The 23,352-nt window shown below is 69.8% G+C and carries 19 protein-coding genes and 1 pseudogene; 9 read left to right on the forward strand and 11 right to left on the reverse strand.

Annotated features, from left to right (window positions below):
• The first annotated feature begins 244 nt into the window (after positions 1 to 244).
• The 5 genes and pseudogenes from moaA (at position 245) to AS029_RS11315 (ending at position 4,457) form a co-directional block, all read left to right on the forward strand.
• Positions 245 to 1,534 (forward strand): GTP 3',8-cyclase MoaA, encoded by a 1,290-nt coding sequence (gene moaA / locus AS029_RS11295; RefSeq protein WP_058232688.1) that lies wholly within the window; start codon positions 245 to 247, stop codon positions 1,532 to 1,534.
• The gene (locus tag AS029_RS11300; protein WP_058232689.1) at positions 1,531 to 2,301 is read left to right on the forward strand and encodes a HesA/MoeB/ThiF family protein; all 771 of its coding nucleotides are present in this window, start codon (positions 1,531 to 1,533) and stop codon (positions 2,299 to 2,301) included. The genes moaA and AS029_RS11300 overlap by 4 nt, the downstream gene beginning before the upstream one ends.
• A 139-nt stretch (positions 2,302 to 2,440) precedes the next feature.
• Positions 2,441 to 3,664: a molybdopterin molybdotransferase MoeA gene (locus AS029_RS11305; RefSeq protein ID WP_058232690.1), complete on the forward strand. Its 1,224-nt coding sequence runs from the start codon at positions 2,441 to 2,443 to the stop codon at positions 3,662 to 3,664.
• Positions 3,661 to 4,131 (forward strand): annotated as a pseudogene (moaC, locus tag AS029_RS11310) (cyclic pyranopterin monophosphate synthase MoaC); the annotation flags it as partial. The gene AS029_RS11305 and the pseudogene moaC, both read left to right, overlap by 4 nt.
• Before the next feature lie 89 nt (positions 4,132 to 4,220).
• Complete coding sequence (locus AS029_RS11315; RefSeq protein ID WP_058232692.1) at positions 4,221 to 4,457, forward strand: MoaD/ThiS family protein; 237 nt, start codon at positions 4,221 to 4,223, stop codon at positions 4,455 to 4,457.
• A gap of 116 nt (positions 4,458 to 4,573) precedes the next feature.
• On the opposite strand, the gene AS029_RS11320 is transcribed toward AS029_RS11315, so the two are convergent.
• The 5 genes from AS029_RS11320 to AS029_RS11340 all read right to left on the reverse strand — a co-directional run bounded on the left by AS029_RS11320 (position 4,574) and on the right by AS029_RS11340 (position 10,039).
• Positions 4,574 to 6,361: a DUF262 domain-containing protein gene (locus AS029_RS11320; protein WP_167345263.1), complete on the reverse strand. Its 1,788-nt coding sequence runs from the start codon at positions 6,359 to 6,361 to the stop codon at positions 4,574 to 4,576.
• A gap of 60 nt (positions 6,362 to 6,421) precedes the next feature.
• Positions 6,422 to 6,784, reverse strand: a complete 363-nt coding sequence (locus AS029_RS11325; RefSeq protein ID WP_139168094.1) for a hypothetical protein — start codon at positions 6,782 to 6,784, stop codon at positions 6,422 to 6,424.
• A gap of 406 nt (positions 6,785 to 7,190) precedes the next feature.
• Positions 7,191 to 7,619, reverse strand: a complete 429-nt coding sequence (locus tag AS029_RS11330; RefSeq protein WP_058232695.1) for a molybdenum cofactor biosynthesis protein MoaE — start codon at positions 7,617 to 7,619, stop codon at positions 7,191 to 7,193.
• Entirely contained in the window at positions 7,616 to 8,098 is a 483-nt protein-coding gene (locus AS029_RS11335) for a MogA/MoaB family molybdenum cofactor biosynthesis protein (RefSeq protein ID WP_058232696.1), read from the reverse strand. Before AS029_RS11335 ends, AS029_RS11330 begins: the two co-directional genes overlap by 4 nt.
• A 336-nt stretch (positions 8,099 to 8,434) precedes the next feature.
• Positions 8,435 to 10,039: an SDR family oxidoreductase gene (locus tag AS029_RS11340; protein ID WP_058232697.1), complete on the reverse strand. Its 1,605-nt coding sequence runs from the start codon at positions 10,037 to 10,039 to the stop codon at positions 8,435 to 8,437.
• A 118-nt stretch (positions 10,040 to 10,157) separates the two neighbouring features.
• Between AS029_RS11340 and AS029_RS11345 the strand changes: the two genes are divergently transcribed.
• Complete coding sequence (locus tag AS029_RS11345) at positions 10,158 to 11,615, forward strand: MFS transporter (RefSeq protein ID WP_058232698.1); 1,458 nt, start codon at positions 10,158 to 10,160, stop codon at positions 11,613 to 11,615.
• Between the two features lie 272 nt (positions 11,616 to 11,887).
• On the opposite strand, the gene AS029_RS11350 is transcribed toward AS029_RS11345, so the two are convergent.
• From AS029_RS11350 to AS029_RS11360, 3 genes are all read right to left on the reverse strand, one after another.
• Positions 11,888 to 13,903, reverse strand: a complete 2,016-nt coding sequence (locus AS029_RS11350; RefSeq protein WP_058232699.1) for a helicase HerA-like domain-containing protein — start codon at positions 13,901 to 13,903, stop codon at positions 11,888 to 11,890.
• Between the two features lie 10 nt (positions 13,904 to 13,913).
• Positions 13,914 to 14,627 (reverse strand): phosphatase PAP2 family protein, encoded by a 714-nt coding sequence (locus tag AS029_RS11355; RefSeq protein WP_058232700.1) that lies wholly within the window; start codon positions 14,625 to 14,627, stop codon positions 13,914 to 13,916.
• A 121-nt stretch (positions 14,628 to 14,748) separates the two neighbouring features.
• Complete coding sequence (locus AS029_RS11360) at positions 14,749 to 16,113, reverse strand: multidrug effflux MFS transporter (protein WP_175456656.1); 1,365 nt, start codon at positions 16,111 to 16,113, stop codon at positions 14,749 to 14,751.
• 229 nt (positions 16,114 to 16,342) lie between these two features.
• Here AS029_RS11360 and AS029_RS11365 point away from each other — a divergent pair, with 229 nt between their 5' ends.
• A complete protein-coding gene (locus AS029_RS11365) occupies positions 16,343 to 17,050 on the forward strand; it encodes a DUF3105 domain-containing protein (protein WP_058232701.1) in 708 nt (235 codons plus the stop codon).
• Positions 17,050 to 17,721 carry a DUF305 domain-containing protein gene (locus tag AS029_RS11370; RefSeq protein ID WP_058232702.1) on the forward strand — a complete coding sequence of 224 codons (672 nt, stop codon included), beginning with the start codon at positions 17,050 to 17,052 and terminating at the stop codon, positions 17,719 to 17,721. The genes AS029_RS11365 and AS029_RS11370 overlap by 1 nt, the downstream gene beginning before the upstream one ends.
• 583 nt (positions 17,722 to 18,304) lie before the next feature.
• On the opposite strand, the gene AS029_RS11375 is transcribed toward AS029_RS11370, so the two are convergent.
• The 3 genes from AS029_RS11375 to AS029_RS11385 all read right to left on the reverse strand — a co-directional run bounded on the left by AS029_RS11375 (position 18,305) and on the right by AS029_RS11385 (position 22,089).
• Positions 18,305 to 19,282: a carbohydrate ABC transporter permease gene (locus AS029_RS11375; RefSeq protein ID WP_058232703.1), complete on the reverse strand. Its 978-nt coding sequence runs from the start codon at positions 19,280 to 19,282 to the stop codon at positions 18,305 to 18,307.
• Entirely contained in the window at positions 19,279 to 20,631 is a 1,353-nt protein-coding gene (locus tag AS029_RS11380; RefSeq protein WP_082642273.1) for a carbohydrate ABC transporter permease, read from the reverse strand. The genes AS029_RS11375 and AS029_RS11380 overlap by 4 nt, the downstream gene beginning before the upstream one ends.
• A gap of 126 nt (positions 20,632 to 20,757) precedes the next feature.
• Entirely contained in the window at positions 20,758 to 22,089 is a 1,332-nt protein-coding gene (locus AS029_RS11385) for an ABC transporter substrate-binding protein (protein ID WP_058232704.1), read from the reverse strand.
• Positions 22,090 to 22,326: 237 nt separating this feature from the next.
• On the opposite strand from AS029_RS11385, the gene AS029_RS11390 reads away from it, so the two are divergent.
• Positions 22,327 to 23,337 carry a LacI family DNA-binding transcriptional regulator gene (locus tag AS029_RS11390; RefSeq protein WP_058232705.1) on the forward strand — a complete coding sequence of 337 codons (1,011 nt, stop codon included), beginning with the start codon at positions 22,327 to 22,329 and terminating at the stop codon, positions 23,335 to 23,337.
• The last annotated feature ends 15 nt before the right edge of the window (positions 23,338 to 23,352 follow it).

The raw sequence follows: 23,352 nt of genomic DNA on the forward strand, positions 1-23,352 counted from the left end.
AGCCGTAGCCTACACCCGACAGTCTCCCGGGCGCTGGCAGACGAGGGGAATGGCGGCGTCCGCGCCCGCGACCGACCGCGCTGCGGCTCGTTCGGGTACCGGTCGACGGCACGCGACGTCGACCGGTGCGGTCGAGGAATTCTGCCCTCGGGCACACACGACCCGGGGTTTTTCCGTGGCCCCGACGAGCGAGGTTCGGGGACCGCGCCGCCCCATCCGCTTTCCACTGACCTAGGCTCGACCCATGGATGCCGAGCACGCGCACACGACGCCGCGTCCGGTGCCCCTATCGCTCGGCGCCACCGTCACAACGCGCGGCCCGGCGGCCCAGCTCGGCGCGATCCGCACCACCGGTGGCCCCCGCCCGACCGCGCCCTCGCACGAGCAGGGCCTGGCGCACGACGCCGACCGCAACCGCGAGCCCGGCGGGGCGCTCGGCACCGACGCCGCCCGCGATCCCCGTGCACCGCAGCGCGACCCCCGCGCCGACCGCCTCCTCGGTGCCCCGCAGGAGGGCGGCCTGCGCGACCGCTTCGGCCGCGTCGCGACCGACCTGCGCGTCTCGGTGATCGACAAGTGCAATCTGCGCTGCACGTACTGCATGCCGGCCGACGGGATGCCGTGGCTCCCGCAGTCGCAGCTGATGTCGACCGACGAGATCCGGCGTATCGTCCGCGTGGCCGTTCAGTCGCTCGGCGCCGAGGAACTGCGGATCACCGGCGGAGAGCCGCTCGTGCGCAAGGATCTCGAGTTCATCATCGCGGGCATCCGGGCCGACAATCCCGACCTGCCGATCTCGCTCACGACCAACGCCGTGGGTCTCGACCGCCGCGCCCAGGCCCTGAAAGACGCGGGTCTGGACCGCATCAACGTCTCCCTCGACACCCTGCACCCCGAGACGTTCGCCGAGCTCACCCGACGCCCGCACCTCGACAAGGTGCTCGCGGGGCTCCAGGCCGCCCGGGCCGCCGGGCTCGGGCCCATCAAGATCAACGCCGTGCTGCTTCGGGGCATCAACGACACCGAGGTGGTGCCGCTGGTCGACTGGGCCGTGTCGAACGGTTTCGAGATGCGCTTCATCGAAGACATGCCCCTCGACGGCGACCGCTCGTGGAGCGCCACCAACGTCATCCCCGCCCGCGACATCCGTGCCGCGATCGAGGAGGCCTTCACCCTCACCGCCGACCCGCGCGGTCGCGGCGCCGCCCCGGCTGAGCGCTGGGAGGTGCGCCGCCCCGGCGACCCCGCCCTCGCGGGACACGTCGGCATCATCTCCTCCGTCACTGAACCGTTCTGCGCCGCCTGCTCGCGCACCCGGGTCACCGCCGACGGCCGCATCCGCTCCTGCCTCTTCTCGCACGAAGAGACCGACCTGCTGACCGCCCTGCGCGACGGCGCCGACGACGCAGGTCTCGCGCAGATCTGGCGGGATGCCATGTGGGCCAAGCCCCGTGCGCACGGCTCCGACCGCGTCGGATTGGCGCGCGCCGACTTCGTCCAGCCGGAGCGCACGATGAGCGCGATCGGCGGATGAGGGCGCTGGTCGAGCCCGTGGCATCCCTCGCCCCGGAAGAACTCATCCGCACCGCCCGTCATGCGGTGCTGGCCGGTATCGGCGAAGAGGGGCAGCGACGCCTCGCAGCCGCGCGCATCGCCGTCGTGGGCGCGGGTGGTCTCGGCTCCCCCGTGCTCCTGTCGCTCGCCGCCGCCGGAGTCGGCGAGCTCGTGATCATCGACGACGACGTCGTGGAGCGCACGAACCTGCAACGCCAGCTCGTGCACCGCGTCGACGACATCGGCACCGCCAAGACGGCATCCGCCGCCCGCGCCGTGCGCGACCTGTCGCCCGTCACCGTCGTCCATGAACGCACCGTACGACTGACGTCCGACAACGCCGTCGACCTGCTCGAGGGCGCCGACCTCGTCATCGACGGCAGCGACACCTTCGACACGCGTGAAGCCGTGGCGGCCGCCGCTGAAGCTGTGGGCATCCCCCTCGTCTGGGGTGCTGTGCAGGAGTGGTCGGCGCAGGTCACGGTGTTCTGGTCGAAGCCGCCCGAGGGCTACTCACCAGTCGTGCTCGGCGACCTCTTCCCGCCCGGATCGGCCGGAGAGCCGCCGACGTGCGCCCAGGTCGGCGTGCTCGGATCGCTCTGCGTGCAGGTGGGCGGGCTGCTCGCCACGGAGGCGATCAAGCTCGTCACCGGCGCGGGCGAGCCGTTGCTCGGACGCCTGATCGTCGTCGACGCACTGCGCGCCCGTCAGGACGTGATCCCCCTGAGCTCGGCGAGGCGACCGTGACACCTCACGGTGACTCGCGAGAAATGTACGCGCGCACGCATTCGCGCCGAGCAGAAGACGCAAGTCAGCGCTCTCCGGGGGCGGCGCAGAACGCGCGAGAGTCCGTCGCGCCCAGCGCATCGGTTGGAAGGATCCGTACGTGACCGAACTCCTCACCGTCGAAGAGCACCGCGCCGGCGTGCTCGCCGCCGTCTCACTGCTCCCCGCCGAGACCGTGTCGCTGTCCGAGGCGGCCGGCCGCACGCTCGCCGAGCCCGTGCTCGCCGCCCACGACGCACCGGGCTTCGACAACTCCTCGATGGACGGCTTCGCCGTGCGCTTCCGCGACGTCGAGGGGGCGGATGCCGCGCGCCCGACCACGCTGGAAGTGGTCGCCGATCTGCCCGCCGGCGCCACCGACGACCCCGCCCTCGCGGCCGGCGAGGTCGCGCGGATCATGACGGGTGCCCCCGTCCCCACCGACGCCGACGCCATCGTGCCGTTCGAAGACACCGCCGGGGGCCTCGCCGACTCGCTCGACACCGTGCGGGTGCTCCGCGCCCCCGCTGCGCCGGGTGCGTTCATCCGCCGACGCGGCGGCGACACCCGCACGGGCGACACCGTGCTCTCGGCGGGCGAGCGTCTCGGCCCCTTCGCGCTCGCGGCCGCCGCCGCGGCGGGCGCGGCAGAGGTGCGCGCGCATCGCCGCCCCCGCGTGGCCGTCGTCTCCACCGGCAGCGAATTGGTGGCTCCGGGCACCGTCCCCGGCCGCGGGCAGACGCCCGACTCGAACGCGACGCTCCTCGCCGCCCTCGTCGCCGGCGCCGACGCCGACCTCGAGCTCGTCGACCGCATCGGCGACGACCCCGCCGGCATCGATGCGGTGCTGGGTCGCGCCGCCCGGGCCGACGTCGTCGTCTTCACCGGCGGCGTCAGCGCCGGCGCCTACGAGCCCGTCCGGCTGGCCCTGTCCGACCGCATCGCCTTCGAGAAGGTGGCGATGCAGCCCGGCAAACCACAGGCGTTCGGTGTGCTCGATGACGGGCGCATCGTGTTCGGCCTCCCCGGCAACCCGGTGAGCGTCGCGGTGTCGTTCGAGGTGTTCGTGCGGCCGGCGCTGCTCGCCCTCCAGGGACGAGCGGTCATCGACCGCCGCGTCGCCCGGCTCACGGCAGCCGAATCCTGGACGACCCCGCCCGGTCGCCGCCAGTACCTCCCCGCCGCCGTCGATCTGGTCGCGGGCACCGTGCGTCCTGCGACCGCGGGTGGCTCCGGGTCGCACCTCGCGGCATCCCTCGCCCGTGCCGAGGCGTTCGCGATCGTCCCCGCCGAGGTGTCCGCGGTGTCGGTGGGCGACCCGCTCGATGTCATGCTGATTCCATGACCTTCACCCACCTGGATGCCGCGGGCCACGCCCGCATGGTCGACGTCACGCAGAAGCAGCCCACGGTGCGCACCGCCACCGCCCGCGGTTTCGTGCGCTGCGCGCCCGAGGTGGTCGCCGCTCTGCGCGACGGCACCGCCCCCAAGGGCGACGTGCTCGCGGTGGCGCGCATCTCCGGCATCCAGGCCGCCAAGTCGACGCCCACGCTCCTCCCCCTCGCCCACGTCATCGGCGTGCACCGCGCCTCGATCGACCTCGCGATCACCGACGACGGCGTCGAGATCGAAGCGACCGTGGGCACGGCCGACCGCACGGGCGTCGAGATGGAGGCGCTCACCAGTGTGTCGGTGGCGGCCCTCGCCATCGTCGACATGGTGAAGGGCATGGACAAGGGCACGTTCATCGAGAACGTCCGCATCGTGTCGAAGACCGGCGGAAAGTCGGGCGACTGGCTGCGCCCGGGCGAGCCCGACGTCGGCGTGGCCGGCGCCTCGCGCCACCCGGCACCCGCCGCCGACACGACCGGCGCCCCCGCGCCCGCGGAAGGGGTGACCGCGTGAGCGTTCGCGTCCGTTACTTCGCCGCCGCCGCCGAAGCAGCCGGCACCGATGCCGAGGACCGTGACGAGACGTCGCTCACCGCCCTGCGCGCCGCCGTGCTGGCAGACCACCCCGCGCTCAGCGGCATCCTCGACCGGTGCGCCGTGCTCCTCGACGGCACCCGTCACGACGACGACGCGCCGCTCGCGGGTGTGACGCACGTCGACGTCCTGCCACCCTTCGCCGGCGGCTGAGCCGGTCTGCATCGCATCCTCTCCCCCGGCGCTACTGGTCCGGTGGACCGGGGCGGCGAGAGAGAGTCAGAGGCTGGTGAGGGCGGACTCCTGCGCCACCCTCACCAGCACTCTTCTCAGGGGTATCGACGAATCAGGTCGATAACGGCCGAGCCCTGGACCTCCCGCGTGGAGTTGCCTTCACGGACGTGGAATTTTCCATCCCAAGGGGTTGGTGCGGATAGGGCTTTGGGTCGCATCGTCCAGATGAGGTAACCCTGATAGTCGAACGGCACGAGTGTTCCCGCCAACTGCGAAGCAAAACCTTCGTCGAGCTTGGACTGCTTGATCCGCTGAACCAACCACCGCATCTGCTCGTCTCGGTTTCGACCTAGCGCAGTGAGCTCGTGCTGAGTCCCCGTAACGAAGAATTCGCTCACCTCGAGCGGTGCGACGTCGTAGATTTCCTTGATACGATCCGCGTGCTCCTTGCGGTCGGCCACACCAAAGATGATGAAGCCGTGCGCATCCGGCCCGTGGTTGGCCATCGCGGAGGCCGTCCGCAGCACTGACTCGAATGCGGCGTCATCCCATGCCTTCGATTCGTCCAAGCGGGTGAACCCCTGCTTGAGTTCGAAGAGCGCCGTTTCAGTCAGCGCCATCTGCAGTTCGATCTCGAATTCGGTGGCAGTAGCCTTCGTGCGAAGCGAGATGGGATCATCACTCGGCTTGAAGTACGAACGCAGGATTCCCTTCACCGCGTCGAACAACGGTCTCTTTCGATTCGCTCCCCAGTTTCCGCCACCGCCCGGAATCTTGAGGTCACCGTCCCAGAAGTGGTCAAGCCGCTTAGTGAGGCCGTCGACATCCGCGACCTCCAGGCCCTCACCAACGATCAGCTCGTGGATAGCTACGAAGGTGGCGTGGAAGTACCGAGGTATGCCCCTGGAGTTCTTCTGGGTGATGACGAACTCGGCCCAGGGCTTGCCTGCTGCCCTGATCGTCTGCTTGATGACGTCGAGCGTGAGCAGGAAACTCCGCTCGACGTTCTCGGCTCCGAGCGTATTCAGACGGGAGGCCACAACTCCTGCCGAGGTTGTAGCGTTGTCGTCGCGCCCGTATGCAGAGTTCCTGTATGCGCTGCCGCTACCACGGGTGGTGTCCAGAATCAGATCCAGCAGGATGTCGAGCACAAGCTCCTCATCGCGCGACTCGCGAACGGCCTCCTTGTCGAGGATTCCGTTCGCTACCCAGAAAACTGAGTCGCTCGAGATGCCGTAGGGCAAGTCACGGTTCGTGATGCTAATCCGAGGCATCTCGGAGAGCGCGACGTTATCTGACAGCGACGCATCGCCTCGGACGCTCGCGCTGATCCGACGCACAAGGTTTGCGAAGTCGGAAGTGACGCCAGCCTGACGGATCTCCTGCAGGCTCAGCTTGCGCCCCGATGAATTGATCCTCCGGAAGACCTCGTCCACGGACTCTTCCGTGGCGGACCGATAGGTCGAGACAGGCAACTGATAGTTGACAATCGCCAAGCACATCTCGCGGTCGAGGACCGGGGTCTTCTGGACGAGCTCACCGCGGTCGCGTTTGAACTTCGTATCGGCCAGCGTCTCCAGGTCGAAGTAGCCGTCAGCGTACGGATACTCGTTCTCGATGAACGAGAAGATCGCATTCAGGCGCTGCAGCCCATCGATGATCTCTAGCCGAGATGCACCGTCGGATGAGTTCTCTGCGAGCAGCACGAGCGGTATGGGCAGGTTGTTCCGCACCGAGTCGACGAGCGACTGCTTCTCTTCGACCGCCCAGACAAGCTTGCGTTGATAGCGGCGGTTCACCACGAAGGTGCCGGAAGAGTATTGAGTGAACAGGTTCTGCAGACTCTGCCCTAGAACAGTCAGCTCGGTCGATTTACGTGCCACAACGATTCCCCCCATTTTGGATCAACCTGCCTAGTATGCCGGGGAGCGAGCGGCGGACGTCTACCTACGCCGCAATCTCGTCTTGCGCACGACCAGGAGCGCTATGCAGGTCGTCAGAGACAAGAGGATGCCACCGAAAACCCCGAAGCGCTCCCGCCGGACGCTCACATGACGGTCCTGGATGACGCCCATGCGTGAGAGCGCAACCAGGCCGCCAGCGGGCAATGCCGCCGCGAACACGAGTGCGAGAAGCCCCGCCCAGGGTGCGCCGTAGACAACCCCCGATTCGAGAAGGAGAAGCGAGGAGTCCACTGCGGGACCCGCCACCGTCGAGAGCAGCCGCGCGGCAGGAAGCGTCCAGGCTGTAAATGTCTTAGAGGAGGGAGTCGAGGCGGCGATCCAGCTCGTGCCCCTCTGCCGCATCGATTCTCTCCTGTTCGGTCGCTTGGGCGATCGTTTCGCGGAGCACCGTAGTCGAATCCCAGCCCATGGCCTCACAGATCAGATGCAGCTCGGATGCTGTCCTTCACGCTCTCCATGGCGCAAACGGCGAACTGCCTGTGGGCGAATCCCCGTGGCCTGGCTCAGTAGCCGGGCCGACAATCCAAGCTTGGACATCTCTGCGTTGAGTGAGGCGGAGAATATTCTTGACGACGGCCTGCTGAGAGGCGTGCCTCATCTTCACCCCGCTGCTCCCCCGGGGCCCGCTGATCGCACGCCAGCCGAGAGGAGCGACACCGACCATCTCGCGTTCCTTCAACATCTGCGAGCCGCTACGTCCGCCGTCGTGACTTCTTCCAAACCGCACCTGCGGAGCGCGACCGCAGGCCTAGCCGCCCAGGCCCTTCCACTGCGTGGTGCCGTCGGCCTCGACCTGGCGCTTCCACACCGGCAGGTCGGTCTTGATCGTCTCGATCACCCGGCGGCAGACCTCGAACGCCTCGGCGCGGTGACCGGATGCCACGGCGATCACGACCGCGGCCTCGCCCACGTCGAGCCGCCCGACGCGATGGCTGACGGCGACGATCGCGTCGGTGCCCTCGGCGGCGGCGGCGGCGATGCGCTCCAGAACGGCGGGAGCATCGGGGTGTGCGCTGTACTCGAGCGCGATGACGGCGTCAGCGGCATCCGGATCGGTGTTGCGGACGCGACCGACGAAGGTTGTGACCGCCCCCGACGCGTCGTCTTCGACGGCACGCAGGTGCGCGTCGAGGTCGAGCGGCTCCTCTGACAGGCGGGCGATGCGGACGGCGCTCATGCGTGGTCTCCTCCGGCGAGCTGGTCGAGCACGTGGGGGGCGATCTCGACGATCACCGCGATCCCGGATGCCACGGCCCTGGTCGATCCGGGAAGGTTGACGATCAACGTGCCGGGGTCGACGATGCCGGCGAGACCCCGCGAGATGACCGAGAGGGGGGTGTCGGAGAGGCCACGGCGGCGCAGCTCCTCGGCGATGCCGGGAAGCTCGCGGTCGAGCACGCGCGCCGTTCCCTCGGGCGTGCGATCGCGCGGGGCGATGCCGGTGCCGCCGGTCGTGACGATCAATCCGGGACCCGCGGTGACCGCGACCCGCAGTGCGGCTTCGACGCTGTCGGCACCGTCGGCGACCACGGCCGCGTCGGCGCAGTCGAACCCGGCGTCGCGCAGCAGCGAGACGGCGAGCGGCCCGCCGCGGTCCTCGCGGAGTCCGGCGGCGGAACGGTCGGACACGGTGATCACCCGGGCGACATGCGGCACGGGATCAGCCTAGGTGCGCGCGGCGGCAGCGCGGCTCGACGCGCCCCTCGCCGTACGCGCGGCGGGCGGGCTGCCTGTCGTGCCCCTCGCCGTGTGCGCGGCGGGCAGGCGGCTCGCCCCGCCCCTTTCCGTGTGCGCTACGCGCAGGCGGCTCGCCGTGCCCCTCGCCGCGCGCGCGGCGGGCAGGCGACCGGCCGCGCCCATCGCCGAGATCACCCGGCATTGCCGAGATCACCCGCGTTTCGTCGCAAGAACGGGTTGCCTCGGCGAACAAGGGTGATCTCGTGACTGCGCTGAGCGGCGCGACCGCGCCGACCCGCAGCCGCCCGCTCCGCGTCACCCGCCGATGGTCTCGACTTCGGGCACCTCGGGCGCGATGCGCCCCGCCTCGGCCCGCGGCTCCGGCTCTTCGCGCTGCACGTGCTCGGCCGCTGCAGTGATGCGCCGCGCCATACCGCTGAAGATGAGGCCGTGGAACGGCAGCACCGCCATCCAGTACAGGCGTCCGGCGAGCCCGGTCGGGAAGAACAGCGCGCGCTGGTCGAAGCGCGCCCCGTCGCCTTCGGGCGTCGCGCGTAGTTCGAGCCACGCGCCGCCGGGAACCTTCATCTCGGCGCGCAGGCGGAGCAGGTGGCCGGGTTCGATGGCCTCCACGCGCCAGAAATCGAGCGCGTCACCGACGGTGACGACCGAGCGGCTCCGACGACCGCGGGCGAGCCCCACCCCGCCGACGAGCCGGTCCATCCAGCCCCGGATCGCCCAGAGCAGCGGCGAGGAGTACCAGCCGTTCTCACCGCCGATCCCCTCGATCACCGACCACAGCTGCTTGGCATTGGCGGTGGTGGTCATCGTGCGCACGTCGGTGTAGACGAGGCGCCCGGCCCAGTCGGGGTCGCTCGGCAGCGGGTCGCTCGGAACGCCCGAGACCTCGGCATCCAGCCAGCTCGTCTCGATGTCGTCGTCGTTCACGCGCCGCAGCGCCAGGCGCACGGCGTCGCGGTAGGGCATGAGTCCCGCCTCGGGCCGCGGGATGAGGTCGTCGACGGCACGGTCTTTCACGATGCAGTCGTTCTGCAGCGACTCGACGAGGGGACGCGCGATCGACTTCGGGATCGGCGTGACGAGGTTGACCCAGTGCGACGCGAGCCGCGGCGTCAACACGGGCAACGACGCGATCGGCCGCTGGTGAAGCCCGGCCTCGAGGGCGTAGCCGTTCATCATCTGGCCGTAGCGCAGCACGTCGGGGCCGCCGATGTCGACGGCGCGGTTGACGTTCGGCGCCACACGCGCGGCCCCGAGCAGGTAGTGCAGCACGTCGCGCACGGCGATCGGCTGGATGCGGTTGCGCACCCACTTGGGCGCCGGCATGTAGGGCAGCACGTCGGTGAGATGACGCACCATCTCGAACGACGCCGAGCCCGAGCCGATGACGACGCCCGCCTGCAGCACGACGGTGGGCACGCCGCTGGCCAGGAGGATGTCGCCGACCTCGACGCGCGAGCGCAGGTGCGCCGACAACGGCGTGTCGTCGGGGTGCAGACCGCCGAGGTACACGATGCGGCGTACCGATGCCGCCGCGGCCGCGTCGGCGACCGTCTGGGCCGCTCGGCGATCGGTGCTCTCGAAGTCTTTGCCCCCGCCCATCGAGTGGATCAGGTAATAGACGACGTCGACATCGTCGACAGCCTCCTTCACCGCCGAGGCGTCGGTCGCGTCGCCCTCAACGACCTCGACCTCGGCGCCCCACGGGAAAGCCGCCGCGCGCTGCGGATCGCGGGCCAGGACGCGCACGCGGTAGCCCGCGGCGATGAGGCGCGGAACGAGGCGGCCGCCCAGGTAGCCGGTGGCTCCGAGCACGAGGGCGCGCGGTGCAGACCCGTCGTCGCGGGGCTGCGCGATGAGGGCGGGTTCGCGGCCGGTGGGTGTGGTCAGCTCGCTCATGCCCGACACGGTACGCCGGGCCTCCGACATCGCCGGGGGCTTGACGTCGGGCGTAGCACGCCGCCGCCGTCACCGCCCCGACTGGCATCGTCGCGCCGATGGGGGTACGGCTAGAAGGATGAACGACAAAGCCCCGGCACCCCGTCTCGAGGTCGACGACGTCATCGTCGTCGACACGAAGCGCGTACGCACCGCGATCGGCGGTACCGTCGTCGGCAACTTCATGGAGTGGTTCGACTTCGGCATCTACGGCTATCTCGCCGTCACGCTCAGCGCCGTCTTCGCCTCGAACGTGCCCGCCCCGTGGGACCTTCTCGTGACGTTGCTGGGCTTCGCCATCTCGTTCCTCGTCCGCCCCTTCGGCGGTTTCGTGCTCGGTCCCCTCGGCGACCGCATCGGGCGGCAGAAGGTGCTGTTCCTCACGATGGCGATGATGGCCGCGGCGACCGCGCTCATCGGCATCCTGCCCACGTCCGCGCAGATCGGGCTGTGGGCGATCCTGCCGCTCTACCTGCTCAAGATGGTGCAGGGCTTCTCCACCGGAGGCGAATACGCCGGGGCGACCACCTACGTCTCGGAGTTCTCCCCCGATCGCCGGCGCGGTTTCTGGTCGTCGTGGCTCGACGTCGGCTCGTACGTCGGGTTCGCCGCGGGCGCGTCGGCCGTGGCCGTCACCACCGCCATCACCACGGCGGTCTCGGGCGAGAACGCCATGGTCGAGTACGGCTGGCGCATCCCGTTCCTGCTCGCGATCCCGCTCGGCATCGTGGCGATCTACTTCCGCCTGCGCATCCCCGAGACGCCCGCGTTCGAGCAGGGCCACACCGCCGAGATCGACGCCGACGATCCGATGTCGCGCCAGGGGCTGCGCGGAATCGTCCGTCACCACTGGAAGCCCCTGTTGATCGGCATCGCCCTGGTGGCCGCCACCAACACCGCCGGCTACGCGTTGACCAGCTACATGCCGACGTACCTCGAGAAGGAGGTCGGCGTCTCGAACCTCACGGCCGCCGTCGCCACGGTGCCGGTGCTGCTGGTGATGTCGGCCGCGCTGCCGTTCATCGGCCGCCTCAGCGACCGCATCGGACGCAGACCCGTGTACGCGATCGCCGCGGGCTCGGCGCTCGTCCTCCTCGTGCCGGCGTTCCTCGTCATGCAGATCGGCGAGCTGTGGGCCGTGATGATCGCCCTGTGCATGGCGGCGGTGCCGGTGGCGTTCTACGTCGCGATCTCGGCATCCGCCCTGCCGGCGCTGTTCCCGACGGCCTCGCGCTTCGGGGCGATGGCGGTGGCGTACAACGTCGCCGTCTCGCTCTTCGGCGGAACCACGCCCCTCTTCAGCCAGGCGCTCATCGACTGGACCGGCAACACGCTCATGCCGGCGTTCTACATCATGTTCTTCGCCGCCCTCGGGCTCGTCGCTCTGCTGTCGATGCGCGAGACCGCCCGGCGCCCGCTGCTCGGATCGGTGCCGACGGTCGAGACGCCCGCCGAGGCGGAGGCGCTGGTCGAACGTCAGGACCGCGACCCGCTCATCGACACCTCGACGATGCCGCTGGCGGTCCGCCGGCCCTGAGCGGGCGCGGACATCGTCGCCGTCGGACGAGAGCAATGGATGCCGGGCCCGTGGCATCCGCGGTCGTCGGGCTCGCCGCGGTCCGGTGTGGGTTGTGCGCCGACGCCGCCGTGCCGGTGAGCATGAAGTCAGCGATGCGCACAACCTCAGCCCGCACAGCCGAATGTCGCTGACTTTGCGCACATCACTGACTTTGTGCACACCGCACTCCGCCCACCCGAGCCGCTCCTGCCACCCGAGTCGTACCCCGCCCCGCCCGAGCCGACCGGTGACTAGCGCCGACGACCCGTGCCGAAGATCCCGCGGATCACGCCCGTCACGATGCTCTTCGTCGCCCCGCGTCCGAGCAGTCCGTCGAGCCCGGGAGCGGGGGTGCTCGCGCGACCGCGCGGCGCCGCCGTCGACCGGAGGATCCGTTCGTACTCCTGCTGCGCCTTCTTCTGCGCGGCGGCGTTGGCCTTGTCGATCGCGGCCTTCTGCTTGGCGTACTCGGCCTCGTCGGCGGCGGCCTTCTTCGCCCGCTCCTCGGCCTCGCGCGCCTCGGTCGCCGCCTGCATCCGGGCCCCGAGGATCTCGCGGGCCGATTCCCGGTCGATCGGGGTTCCGTAGGTCGAGAAGAGGGGGGATGCCGTCACGGCCGACGCCATCGCCTCGGCGGTGATCGGCGACATCGAGGCCCGCGGGGCGAACATGCGCGTCCACGCGACCGGCGTCGGTGCGCCGCGCTCGCTCATGACGGTGATGATCGCCTCACCGGTGCCCAGTTCCTGCAGCACGCGCTCGAGGTCGTAGCCGGAGTCGGGGTAGGTGCGCACCGACGCCCGCAGGGCCTTGGCGTCGTCGGGGGTGAAGGCGCGCAGCGCGTGCTGCACCCGCGAGCCGAGCTGGGCGAGCACGTCGCCCGGCACGTCCTTCGGCGTCTGCGTGACGAAGAACACGCCCACGCCCTTCGAACGGATCAGCCGCACGGTCTGCGTGATGGCGGCGAGGAACGCCTTCGACGCGTCGCGGAAGAGCAGGTGCGCCTCGTCGAAGAAGAACACCAGCTTCGGCTTGTCGACGTCGCCCACCTCGGGCAGCACCTCGTACAGCTCGGCGAGCAGGTACATCAGGAAGGTCGAGTACAGCTCCGGGCGGGATGCCACGTTCGGCACCTCGAGCAGGCTCACGATGCCGGCACCCGTGGCATCCGTTCGCAGGAATGCGCGCACGTCGAGTTCGGGCTCGCCGAAGAACGACTCCGCGCCGACGCCGGCGAAGGCGACCAGCTCCCGCAGGATGACGCCCGCCGTCGCTGCCGACAGCCCGCCGATGCCCTTCAGCTCGGCCTTGCCGTCGTCGCTGGTGAGGTAGGTGAGCACCGCGCGCAGGTCGGACAGGTCGACGAGGGCGAGGCCCTTCTCGTCGGCGTAGTGGAAGACGAGACCGAGGCTCGACTCCTGCGTGGCGTTCAGCCCCAGCACGCGACTGAGCAGGAGTGGGCCGAAGCCCGACACCGTCGCCCGCACCGGGATTCCGGATGCCACGTCGTCGCCGAGCGCGTAGAACTCCGTGGGGAAGGCGCGGGGCGACCAGCCCTGGCCGAGGGATGCCGTGCGAGCGGCGAGCTTCTCGCTCGGGGTTCCCGGCGCGGCGACACCCGACAGGTCGCCCTTGATGTCGGCGGCGAAGACGGGCACGCCGTTCTCCGACAGCTGTTCGGCGAGCAGCTGCAGGGTGCGCGTCTTGCCCGTACCGGTCGCTCCCGCGACCAGACCGTGACGGTTGACCATCGCCAGCGGAATGCGCACCGGAACGGATGCCACCGCCCCTCCGTTCACGAGAACCCCGAGGTCGAGCGCGGCACCGTCAGCGGCGTAGCCCGCGGCGATCTGCGCGACCTGCGCGTCGGTGAGAGGGGCTGGGGATGCCGCGGGCGACGGCGCGGATGCCGGAGGGGTCGACGCCGATGCGGCGGACGTGGATGCCGCCGTTCGCGGCTCTGCCGCCGGAGCCGATGCGGCGGGCGTCGGTGCAGGGCTGTCGTTCGGGACTGACGCGGCGGCGTCGTTCGGGACCGACACAGCGGGCGCCGACGAGGCCTCCGACGCCGACGCCGCGCGAGGTTCGCCCGCCTCGCCCGCGGCAGCGGCCCGCGCGGCGGCAGCGGCGGCCTCGGCCGCGGCCAGATCGGCGCGCGCCCGCGCCAGACGCAACTCCGCTTCCGCGGCCTCCGCCTCGGCTCTCAGGCGCGCCAGTTCGGCTTCGGCCGCGGAGGGAACGGGGGCGCGGTCACCGGGCTCGCTCATGCGCGTCAGCCTACGACGGGGTCGCCGCCTCGGCGTCCGTCTTCCGCGCGCGTCGGATCGTCAGGCGATCCTCGTCGCGGGCCCGCAGACGCGAGAAGGCGGCTGCGAGCACGAAAGCCGCACCGGCGCCGATGAGGGCACCGCCGACGGTGTCCGACAGCCAGTGCGCATGAAGGTACGTGCGGCTGAACGCCATCAGCACGACCCAGGCGACGCCGACGATGCGCACCCACAGGTGGGGGAAGAGCACCGCCGCGACCACCGCGATGGTGGCGGCGTTGGCCGTGTGGCCGGAGGGGAACGAGCCGTAGTCGCTCAAGATCAGGATGTCTTCCGGCCGCGCGCGACCGAAGGTGTGTTTGACCACCTGCACGAGCAGCGCGCTCCCGACCGATGCGGCGAGGAAGTAGACGGCCGACCATCGTCGGCGCGACAGGAAGAGCGCGAGGGCCCCCAGCAGGGGCACGATGAGCACGGCGGTGAGGTGACCGCCCACCGTGTCCATCACGATCGCGAAGACGAAGACGGGCTGCGACGGCGCCGCCGCGAACAGCTGGTTCCACCAGACGTCGACCGCGAACGGGCTCGGGCCGCGGAAGTAGACCCACGCGCCCAGCGCGCACGCGAGGGCGATGAGCACGACACCCACGACGGCACGGAAACGCTGCGGACGGGTGTCGAGCACGAACTCGACCGCTCGGTCGTTGATCGCCCTGTCATCCATCGCCTCATGATGCCGCGTCCGGTGGGCCCGACGGAATGGTCGGGCCCACCGTCGGGCTGAGACGCCGGCTCTGCTACTGTTCGCCGCCACACGCGGCATCCGGAGTCCGCCGCCGGGTAGGTCAGGGCGCGAGACGCTCCACCGTGCGCGGGCGCACGAGCGTCCACAGCGCGATCACGCCGATGACCGCGCAGCCCACCATGACCGACGCCATGGTGGTCGCCGTGATGCCCGACCCGGTCGCGAGCAGTCCGACCAACGGCGAGATGATGCCCGCGACGCCGAAGTTGGCGGCGCCGATGATCGACTGCGCCGTGCCCGCGGCCTTGCCGTGCCGGTCGAGGGCGAGCACCTGCGCGCACGGGAAGGTGAAACCGCAGGCCGTCATGAAGAAGAACAGGGGGATCACGGTCCCCCACAGTCCCAGGCCGAGCTGGTCGGTGAGCACGATCGTGCCTCCCGCGAGCACGAGCACCGCGGTCGACACCGCGAGCACCCACTGCGGACCGAACCGCGCCGCGAGGCGCGAGGCCACCTGCACGCCGACGACGACGCCGACCGAGTTCACGGCGAACAGCACGCCGTACTGCTGCGGGTTGAAGCCGTAGGTCACCTGGAACAGGAACGAGGATGCCGACAGGTACGAGAACAGTCCGCTGAACGCCATCGCCCCGATCACGAGCACGCCGATGAAGACACGGTCGCGGAACACGCTGCCGTACCGCTGCCACACCGTGGTGGCGCCGGGTCCGCCGCGGCGGGCGGGGGGAAGCGTCTCGGGGATGAAGATGATGGCCGACACGAGCATGACCGCGCCGTAGACGGCGAGCACGACGAAGATGCCGCGCCACGGCATCACGAGCAGCAGGGCCGACCCGGCGAGCGGGGCCAGCACCGGAGCGACGCCCGAGACCATCGCCATGCGCGAGAGCATGACGACGAGACGGCGCCCGCCGAAGAGGTCGCGGATGATCGCGGCCGCGACGACACCGCCGGCGGCGGCCCCCGCGCCCATCAGGACGCGGGCGACCGAGAGGGTGCCCAGCGTCGGCGCGAGAGCGGCGAAGATGCTCGCCGCCACGTGCAGCGCGGTGACCGTGAGTAGCGGGATGCGACGCCCGACCTTGTCGCTGAGAGGACCGACGATCAACTGCCCCAGCGCGAAGCCGATCATGGTGCCGGTGAGGGTGAGCTGGATGGCGGCCGCGGTCGTCTGGAAGTCGGCCTCGAGCACGGGGAAGGCCGGCAGGTACAGGTCGATCGTGAACGGGCCGAGGGCGGTCAACGCGCCCAGCAGCACGATGTAGAGCACGCGGCGCGACGACGGGATGGCGTCGCCCGGGTGGAGCACGATCGGCGCGGTCGCCGGGTTCTTGCCGAGCGTCCGGATGGCTCCGGTGGTCGACGGAGCCGGGCGCGAGGGCGTGGCGGAGGGGGCCGCCGAGGCGGACGGGGTGATCACGGGGTGGGAGGAGGTATCGAGCACGCGTCTGATTTCGTTTCGCAACACGGACAGCCCGACGAATCGGGCTGAGAAAGTGGGGGGATCATCGAACCTCGAATCGATTCGACCTCGTCATACTATCGCGACTCCCCCACCGGCCACCATCCCGGCTCGGGGGTTCCTCCCAGGCCATCGGCCCATTCGCCCGAATAGGCTGGAGATGTCGGCGGATGCCGATGTGTCCCGCCCCGAAGAGAGACGAACACGACGCATGACCCCCTCCCCCGACAAGCGCGCCAGCGGAAACCCCGCCACCCAGGCTCAGATCGACCTGACCGTCAAGCAGCAGCGCGAGCAGAAGCGCCAGGAGAAGCTGGCCGAGTACCAGAAGCAGATGGCGCGCCGTAAGCGCGGCAAGCTCGTCTGGTGGGTCGTGGGCTCCGTGGCATCCCTCGCGGTGATCGGCCTGGTCGTGGCATCCTTCGTGCTCGCTCCCGCCCCCGCGCCCACCTATCAGGCGCAGAACAGCACGGGCGAGGTGCCCGACGGCGTGCAGACGTACGAGAACCGCTCCGACCACGTGCAGGGCGCGGTGACCTACGAGCAGAACCCGCCCGCCGGCGGCCCGCACAACCCCTACTGGCTGAACTGCGGTGTCTACACCGAGCCCCAGCAGAACGAGAACGCGGTGCACTCCCTGGAGCACGGCGCCATCTGGATCACGTACGACCCCGCGCGCGTCGACGAGGCCGGGATCGACGCCCTGAAGGCCGTCATGCCCTCGAGCTACGCGATCCTCTCGCCGTACCCCGACATGGACACCGCCGTCGCGGTCAGCGGCTGGAACCACCAGCTCAAGGTCGACGACCCCACCGACTCGCGCATCAAGGACTTCTTCACCGAGTTCTGGCGCAGCCAGAACGTGCCCGAGCCCAACGCCGCCTGCTCCGGCGCGATCGACGGCCCGGGCAAGGCTTGATGACCGACGACGCTCCCGCGGCGCGGCCCGCGGTCCGCTGGATCGTCGTCGCCGTCGTCGCCGTCGCGGTGATCGCCGTGGCCTTCGCGGTCGGACGCTTCACGGCGTTCGGCGCGACGGCCGCGCCCGCGCACCCGTCCGAGACGTCGGCGGATGCCGGCTTCGCCCGCGACATGCAGGTGCACCACACGCAGGCGGTGCTCATGGCGATGGAGATCTACCGCAAGACCGACGACGACGAACTGCGCACCCTGTCGTACGACATCGCCACCGGCCAGTCCGGCCAGCGCGGCGAGATGTACGGCTGGCTCGTCGAATGGGGCCTCCCGCAGGCGTCGTCGCAACCGCTGATGACGTGGATGGAATCGTCGGGCGAGCACAGCCACGGCGACACCGCCGCGCTCACGCAGGAGCAGCTCATGAGCGAGATGGGCATGGCGACGGATGCCGAGCTCTCCGAGCTCCAGACGCTCGACGGTCGGCCCGCCGACTGCCTGTTCCTCGAGCTGATGATCCGGCACCACCAGGGCGCGATCCCCATGGCCCAGGCCGTCATCGAGCTCGGCGACGACGAGCGCGTCAAGGCCGTCGCCGGCACGATCGTCAGCGGCCAGTCCGCCGAGATCGACGCGATGCGCGACATCCAGTCGCGCCTCGGCTGCAGCGCCTGACCGCCCCTGCCGCCCCGGGCGCCCCGCGCCTGCCGCCCCGCCCTGGCTCGGCGCCCGGGCCGGCGCCCGGCGCGGCTCACCCCCCGCGAGAAACGCCATTCACCGCGAGAAACGCCGCCTCACAGCGTGTCTCCCCGCGGATGCCGTTTCTCGCGACGCCCCGTCCCCCTTTGCCCCGCCGCGCGCACCGGACCGGCGCTGCGCGCACCGCGCGGACCGGTCCGGCGCTGCGCGCGCCCTCCCCGGACCGGCGCGGCGCGGCGCCCAGGCCGGCGCCCGGTGCGGCCCACCCGCGCGAGAAACGCCATTCACCGCAAGAAACGCCGCCTCACAGCGTGTCTCCCCGCGGATGCCGTTTCTCGCGCACCCACCGCAACGCCGCGCCACCGCAGTCCCGCCACGCCCCGCGCCGCGGGCATCCCCGCCACCCCCCGCCACGCCCCGCGCCGCCCCGCCGCGCCCGCGCCGCCCCACGACGCCCCACACCCCGCCGCGCCCGACGCCGCCGGCACCCTGCCCGGCGCGCACGGGAAAGGGGCGCGACACCCTCAATGGATGCCGCGCCCCTTCGGTCGAACCGGGCTCAGCCCTTCGTCGCACCCGCCAGCAGACCGCGCACGAAGAAGCGCTGCAGCAGGAAGAACACGATCAGCGGAACCAGGATGGAGATGAACGTTCCCGCCGACTGCAGGAACCACTGGTCGCCCCACGTGCCCGAGAGCGAGTTGAGCGATTGCGTCAGCGGCAACGACGACGACGGCGCGAAGATCGTCGCCACCAGCAGGTCGTTCCACACCCAGATGAACTCCAGCACCGCGAACGATGCCAGCGCCGGAGCGGCCAGCGGCAGGATGATGCGGAAGAACACCTGGCCGTGTCCGGCACCGTCGACGCGCGCCGCCTCGATCACCTCGTGCGGGATCTCGGCGATGAAGTTGTGCAGCAGGAAGATGGCCAGCGGCATCGCGAAGATGACGTGCGCGATCCACACGGTGGCGAAGCTGTGCTCCACACCCCGCAGGTCGAAGCCCGGGAAGATCGTCACGTCGTTGATCGTCAGGCCGCGCGAGAACAGGCTGAGCAGCGGCACGAGGGCCATCTGCAGCGGCACGATCTGCAACGCGAAGATGAAGATGAAGAAGAAGTTGCGGCCCTTGAAGTCGATCCAGGCGAACGCGTACGCGATGAGCGAGGCCACCGCCAGAGCGAACAGCACCACCGGGATGGTGATCGCCAGCGAGTTCAGGAACGACTGCGCCAGCGTCAGGGCGGTGCCGCCCGAGGTCAGCGCGAGCCGGTAGTTCTCCAGCGTGAACGACGGGTCGGTGAACACGGTCCACCAGCCGGTCGACTGGGTGTCGGAACCCGGTCGGAACGAGGTGATGAACAGGCCGAACGTCGGGATCGTCCAGAAGAAGGCGATCACGATGGCCGCGATCGTCGCACCCTTGGAGGTGAGCCGCTTGCGCGCCATCGCCTCGTGCTTGCGCGTGTCGCGCGCGACCTGGCGGGCGGTGCGGGTGTCGGATGTGGGCTCGAGCACCACGGTGGAGGTGGTCATCGCACTTCCCTCTGCTTCCGGATCTGGCGCACGTTGAAGATGATCAGCGGCAGCACGAAGAGGAACAGCACCACGGCCAGTGCCGCGGAGTGCCCGTAGCTCTGGAACCGCTGCTGCTGGTTGACCATCTCGAAGGCGAGGACGGTCGAGTCGTTGCGACCACCGGTCATCACCGCGACGATGTCGTAGATCTTCAGCGCGCCGATGGCGATGGTGGTGAGCACGACGATGAGCGAGGAACGGATGCCGGGAACGGTGACGTTCAAGAAGCGCTCCCAGGCGCTCGCCCCGTCGAGCTCGGCCGCTTCCATCTGCTCCGGCGGTACGGCCTTGATGGCCGCCGACAGGATGACCATCGCCAGCCCCGTCTGGCTCCAGATGAAGACCACGACCAGGAGCAGGGTGTTGACCAGGGGCGCCGCCGACAGCCACGAGATCGGCTGGCCGCCGAAGGCGGTGACGATGGCGTTCAGGATGCCGAGCTGGTCGCCCTGACGGAAGTCGTACACGAACTTCCAGATGATGCCGGCACCGACGAAAGAGATGGCGAAGGGCATGAAGATCAGCACCTTGAGGTACTTCTCCCCCGCCGCGCGGTCGATGAACACGGCATAGGCGAGGCCGATGGCCGTCGCGATGGTGGGCGCGAGCAGCACCCAGATGAGGGTGTTGATGACCGACCAGAAGCCCTCGGGGTTCGTGAACGTCCAGATGTAATTCTCGAAGCCGACGAAGTTCTCACCGGTCTTGTCGAAGAACGACTGGAAGAAGGTCGTGATGGCCGGGTAGACCAGACCGATCAGCAGCAGGATCGCGGCGGGAGCGGCGAAGAGCACGAGCTGGAAGAGGTAGCCGGCCCCCTGGCGGGAGCGGTAGTCGGCGTAGAAGAGGATCGCGCCGAGCAGCACCGCGATGCCGAGCACGTAGATGACGGCGTTCTGGTAGGGCCGCAGCAGCATGAACGCCAGCACGGGGATGGCGAAGCAGGCCACGAGGCGGAGCCAGAAATAGCCCTTGCCGGGGCGCGGCGCGTACTCGATGAGCAGCAGGAGCAGACCCACGACGGCGCCGAAGACCAGGATGACGAGCGGAATCTGAGCGATGGGGCTCAGGCCGCCCAGCCAGGTGAAGAAGCTGTTGAGTGAGAAGCCGAGCGTGGTCGGCCGGGTCTCCGCCGCGGGGCGGGTGACCATGAAGAGGAAGAGCGCCACCACCAGGATGAGCCCTCCGGCGACCACGAGGAACGTGGTCCTGCGCGCATTCGCGGAGTCGCGCGTCGCGGGCCTGGCCCGCTCCCGCGGCGGCGGCGACGCCGTCGGCGTCGACTCCGCATTCTTGATATCGGTCATGACGTCCCTCCCGAACACGCCTTCGTGCTCATCGATGAGTGCCCGCGGAGTGCGCCGGGCGGGTTAGAAGTATGGACCCGGATGGGCCGCCCGCGCAGCGGGCGGCCCATCATCGGTCGGCGTCGATCAGTTGTCGTAGCCGGCCTGGATGTCGCTGAGCACCTGGTCGGTCGGCGTGCCGTCGATCCAGCTGACCATGCCCTTCCAGAACGAACCCGCGCCGACGGTGGCCGGCATGAGGTCGGAGGCGTCGAAGCGCAGGGTGGTGTTGGGGTCCTGCAGCGTCTTCATCGCCTCGGTCAGGAACTCGCTGGAAGCGAGCGAGGGGTCGGCGCCCTTGTTGGCGGAGATCACACCGCCGAGCTTGACGCGCGCGTCGGCGAACTCGGGCGACGACATGTACTCGACGACCTTCTGCACGTTCTCGTCGTCCGAGAAGGCAGCGACGAACTCGCCGCCGCCCTCGACCGCGAGCTCACCCTCGGTGACACCGGGGGTCAGGAACGCGTAGACGTCGCCGTCGGGGGCGACCGTGGGCGTCTCACCCGCGGCGTTGGTCACCGTGAGGAAGTTGGCCGAGAGGAACGAGGCCTGGTGGGTCATCGGGCAGCTGCCGTCGGCGACCTTCGCGGCGACGTCGGCGAACGCGGTCGAGTTGATGCTGCGGACATCACCGAAGCCGGCGTTGACGTAGGACGGGTTGAGCAGGATGTCGCCCACCGCGTCGAAGGCCTGCTTGATCTGCGGGTCGGTGAACTTCACCTCGTTCGCGACCCACTGGTCGTACACGTCGGGGCCGGAGAGGCGGAGGACCATGTCTTCCACCCAGTCGGTTCCGGGCCACCCGGATGCGGCGTCGGACGCGAAGCCCGCGCACCACGGAGCGGCGCCGGTCTTCTGCTGGATCGTCGCGGTGAGGGTCATGAGCTCGTCGAGCGTCTTGGGGACCTCGACGCCCCACTCCTTGAACTTCGCCGGCGAGTACCAGACGTAGCCCTTGAGGTTGGCGAGCATGGGGGCGGCGTAGAAGGTGCCGTCCTCGGTGCCGTACGACTTCCAGTCCTCGCCCCAGTACTCATCGACGTTCGACGAGACGGCGTCGGATGCCGCCTGAACCTCGCCGGTGCCGATGAGGGTCTTGAGCAGACCCGGCTGGGGGACGATCGCGATGTCGGGGGCGTCGCCACCGGACACCTTCGTGACGATGTTGCCCTCGAAGCTCTTGTCGCCGGTGTAGACGACCTTGATGCCGGTGTCGGCCGTGAACTGCTCGAACGTCTGGTTCAGCGCGTCGGCCTCGGTGCCGGTGATACCGCCGGAGATGCGGACCGTGGTCTCGCCCCCGCCCGATCCGCTCGTGCCGCCGCTGTCACCTTCGGCGCAGCCCGCGAGAGCGATCGCACCGACCGCCAGCAGCCCGACGGGCGCGAGCAGGCGAGTCCGCTGTGACATACCCATGTGGTCTCTCCTCTTTGAGTTCTGTGGTGCACCGGATCCCCTCGGGAACCGATTCCAGGCAACCGTAGAGGTAATCCACAAGAGTTGCAACCGTGACTTGATCACGAACCGATAACTGGCGGATTCCCGCGGAACGGCGGACGTGCGACCGGCCGGAACCGGTTCCACTTTCCGGGAATGTCGGATACTCTTCTCAGCGTCGACACGGACGTCGATGGATGACGAGGAAGACCACGAATGAGCGGAATCGCCGAGGTGGCGCGCCTGGCAGGCGTGTCCAAATCGACTGCCAGCCGCGCGCTGACGGGCGGCGGCTACGTGTCCGACGGCACCCGTCGACGGGTCGCCGACGCGGCGGCATCCTTGGGCTACGTCCCTTCGACGAGCGCTGTGAGTCTGGCGACCGGCCGCACCCGCACGATCGCCCTCATCGTGCCCAAGGTCAACCGCTGGTACTTCGGTTCGATCGTCGAGGGCGTCGAACGCACGCTCATCCCGCTCGGCTACGACGTCACCCTGTACGTCGCCGAACCCGGCTCGAACGACCGGGAGAGTCTGTACTCCACGTACCTCGCGCGCAAGCGGTTCGACGGCATCATCGCCGTCGCCCTCGAGCCCGACGACGCCGACCTCGAGCGCCTGGCGAACATCGGCAAGCCCGTGGTCAGCATCGGCAACGCCCTCTCCGGGGTGCCGACGCTCGGGCTCGACAACATCGCGATCACCCGCATCATCACGCAGCACCTCATCGCGTTGGGCCACACCGATATCGCCTTCGTCGGCAGCACGCCGCGCACCGACGCCCCCGCGAAGGACGTCGACGAGAGATCGATCGGCTACCGCGACGCCATGAACGACAACGGTCTGGCCGTGCGGATCCGGAGCGTGCCCTCCACCCTGACCATCACCGATGCATACGCCGCGGCGGCGTCGTTCCTCGCCGACGCGGCGTCACGCCCGACGGGGGTCGTCGCCGCATGCGACGAGGTCGCGATCGGCGTCATCATCGCCGCCCGCCGGATGGGCATCTCGGTTCCGAGCGAGCTCAGCGTCGTAGGCATCGACGGCCATGACTACGCCGAGATGTTCGCCCTCACGACGGTCGAGCAGTTCCCCCTCGCCCAGGGCATCGAGGCGACGCGCATCCTCGTCTCGATGATCGAGGGCACCGGCGACGCCCCACGTCGCACCGAGGCCGAGACGCGTCTCGTCGTTCGCGCGTCGACCGCTCCCCCGCGCTCCGCGTGACGTTCGCGCGCCCGG

It is taken from the genome of Microbacterium enclense (genome assembly GCF_001456955.1).
In the GTDB taxonomy this organism is placed as follows: domain Bacteria; phylum Actinomycetota; class Actinomycetes; order Actinomycetales; family Microbacteriaceae; genus Microbacterium; species Microbacterium enclense.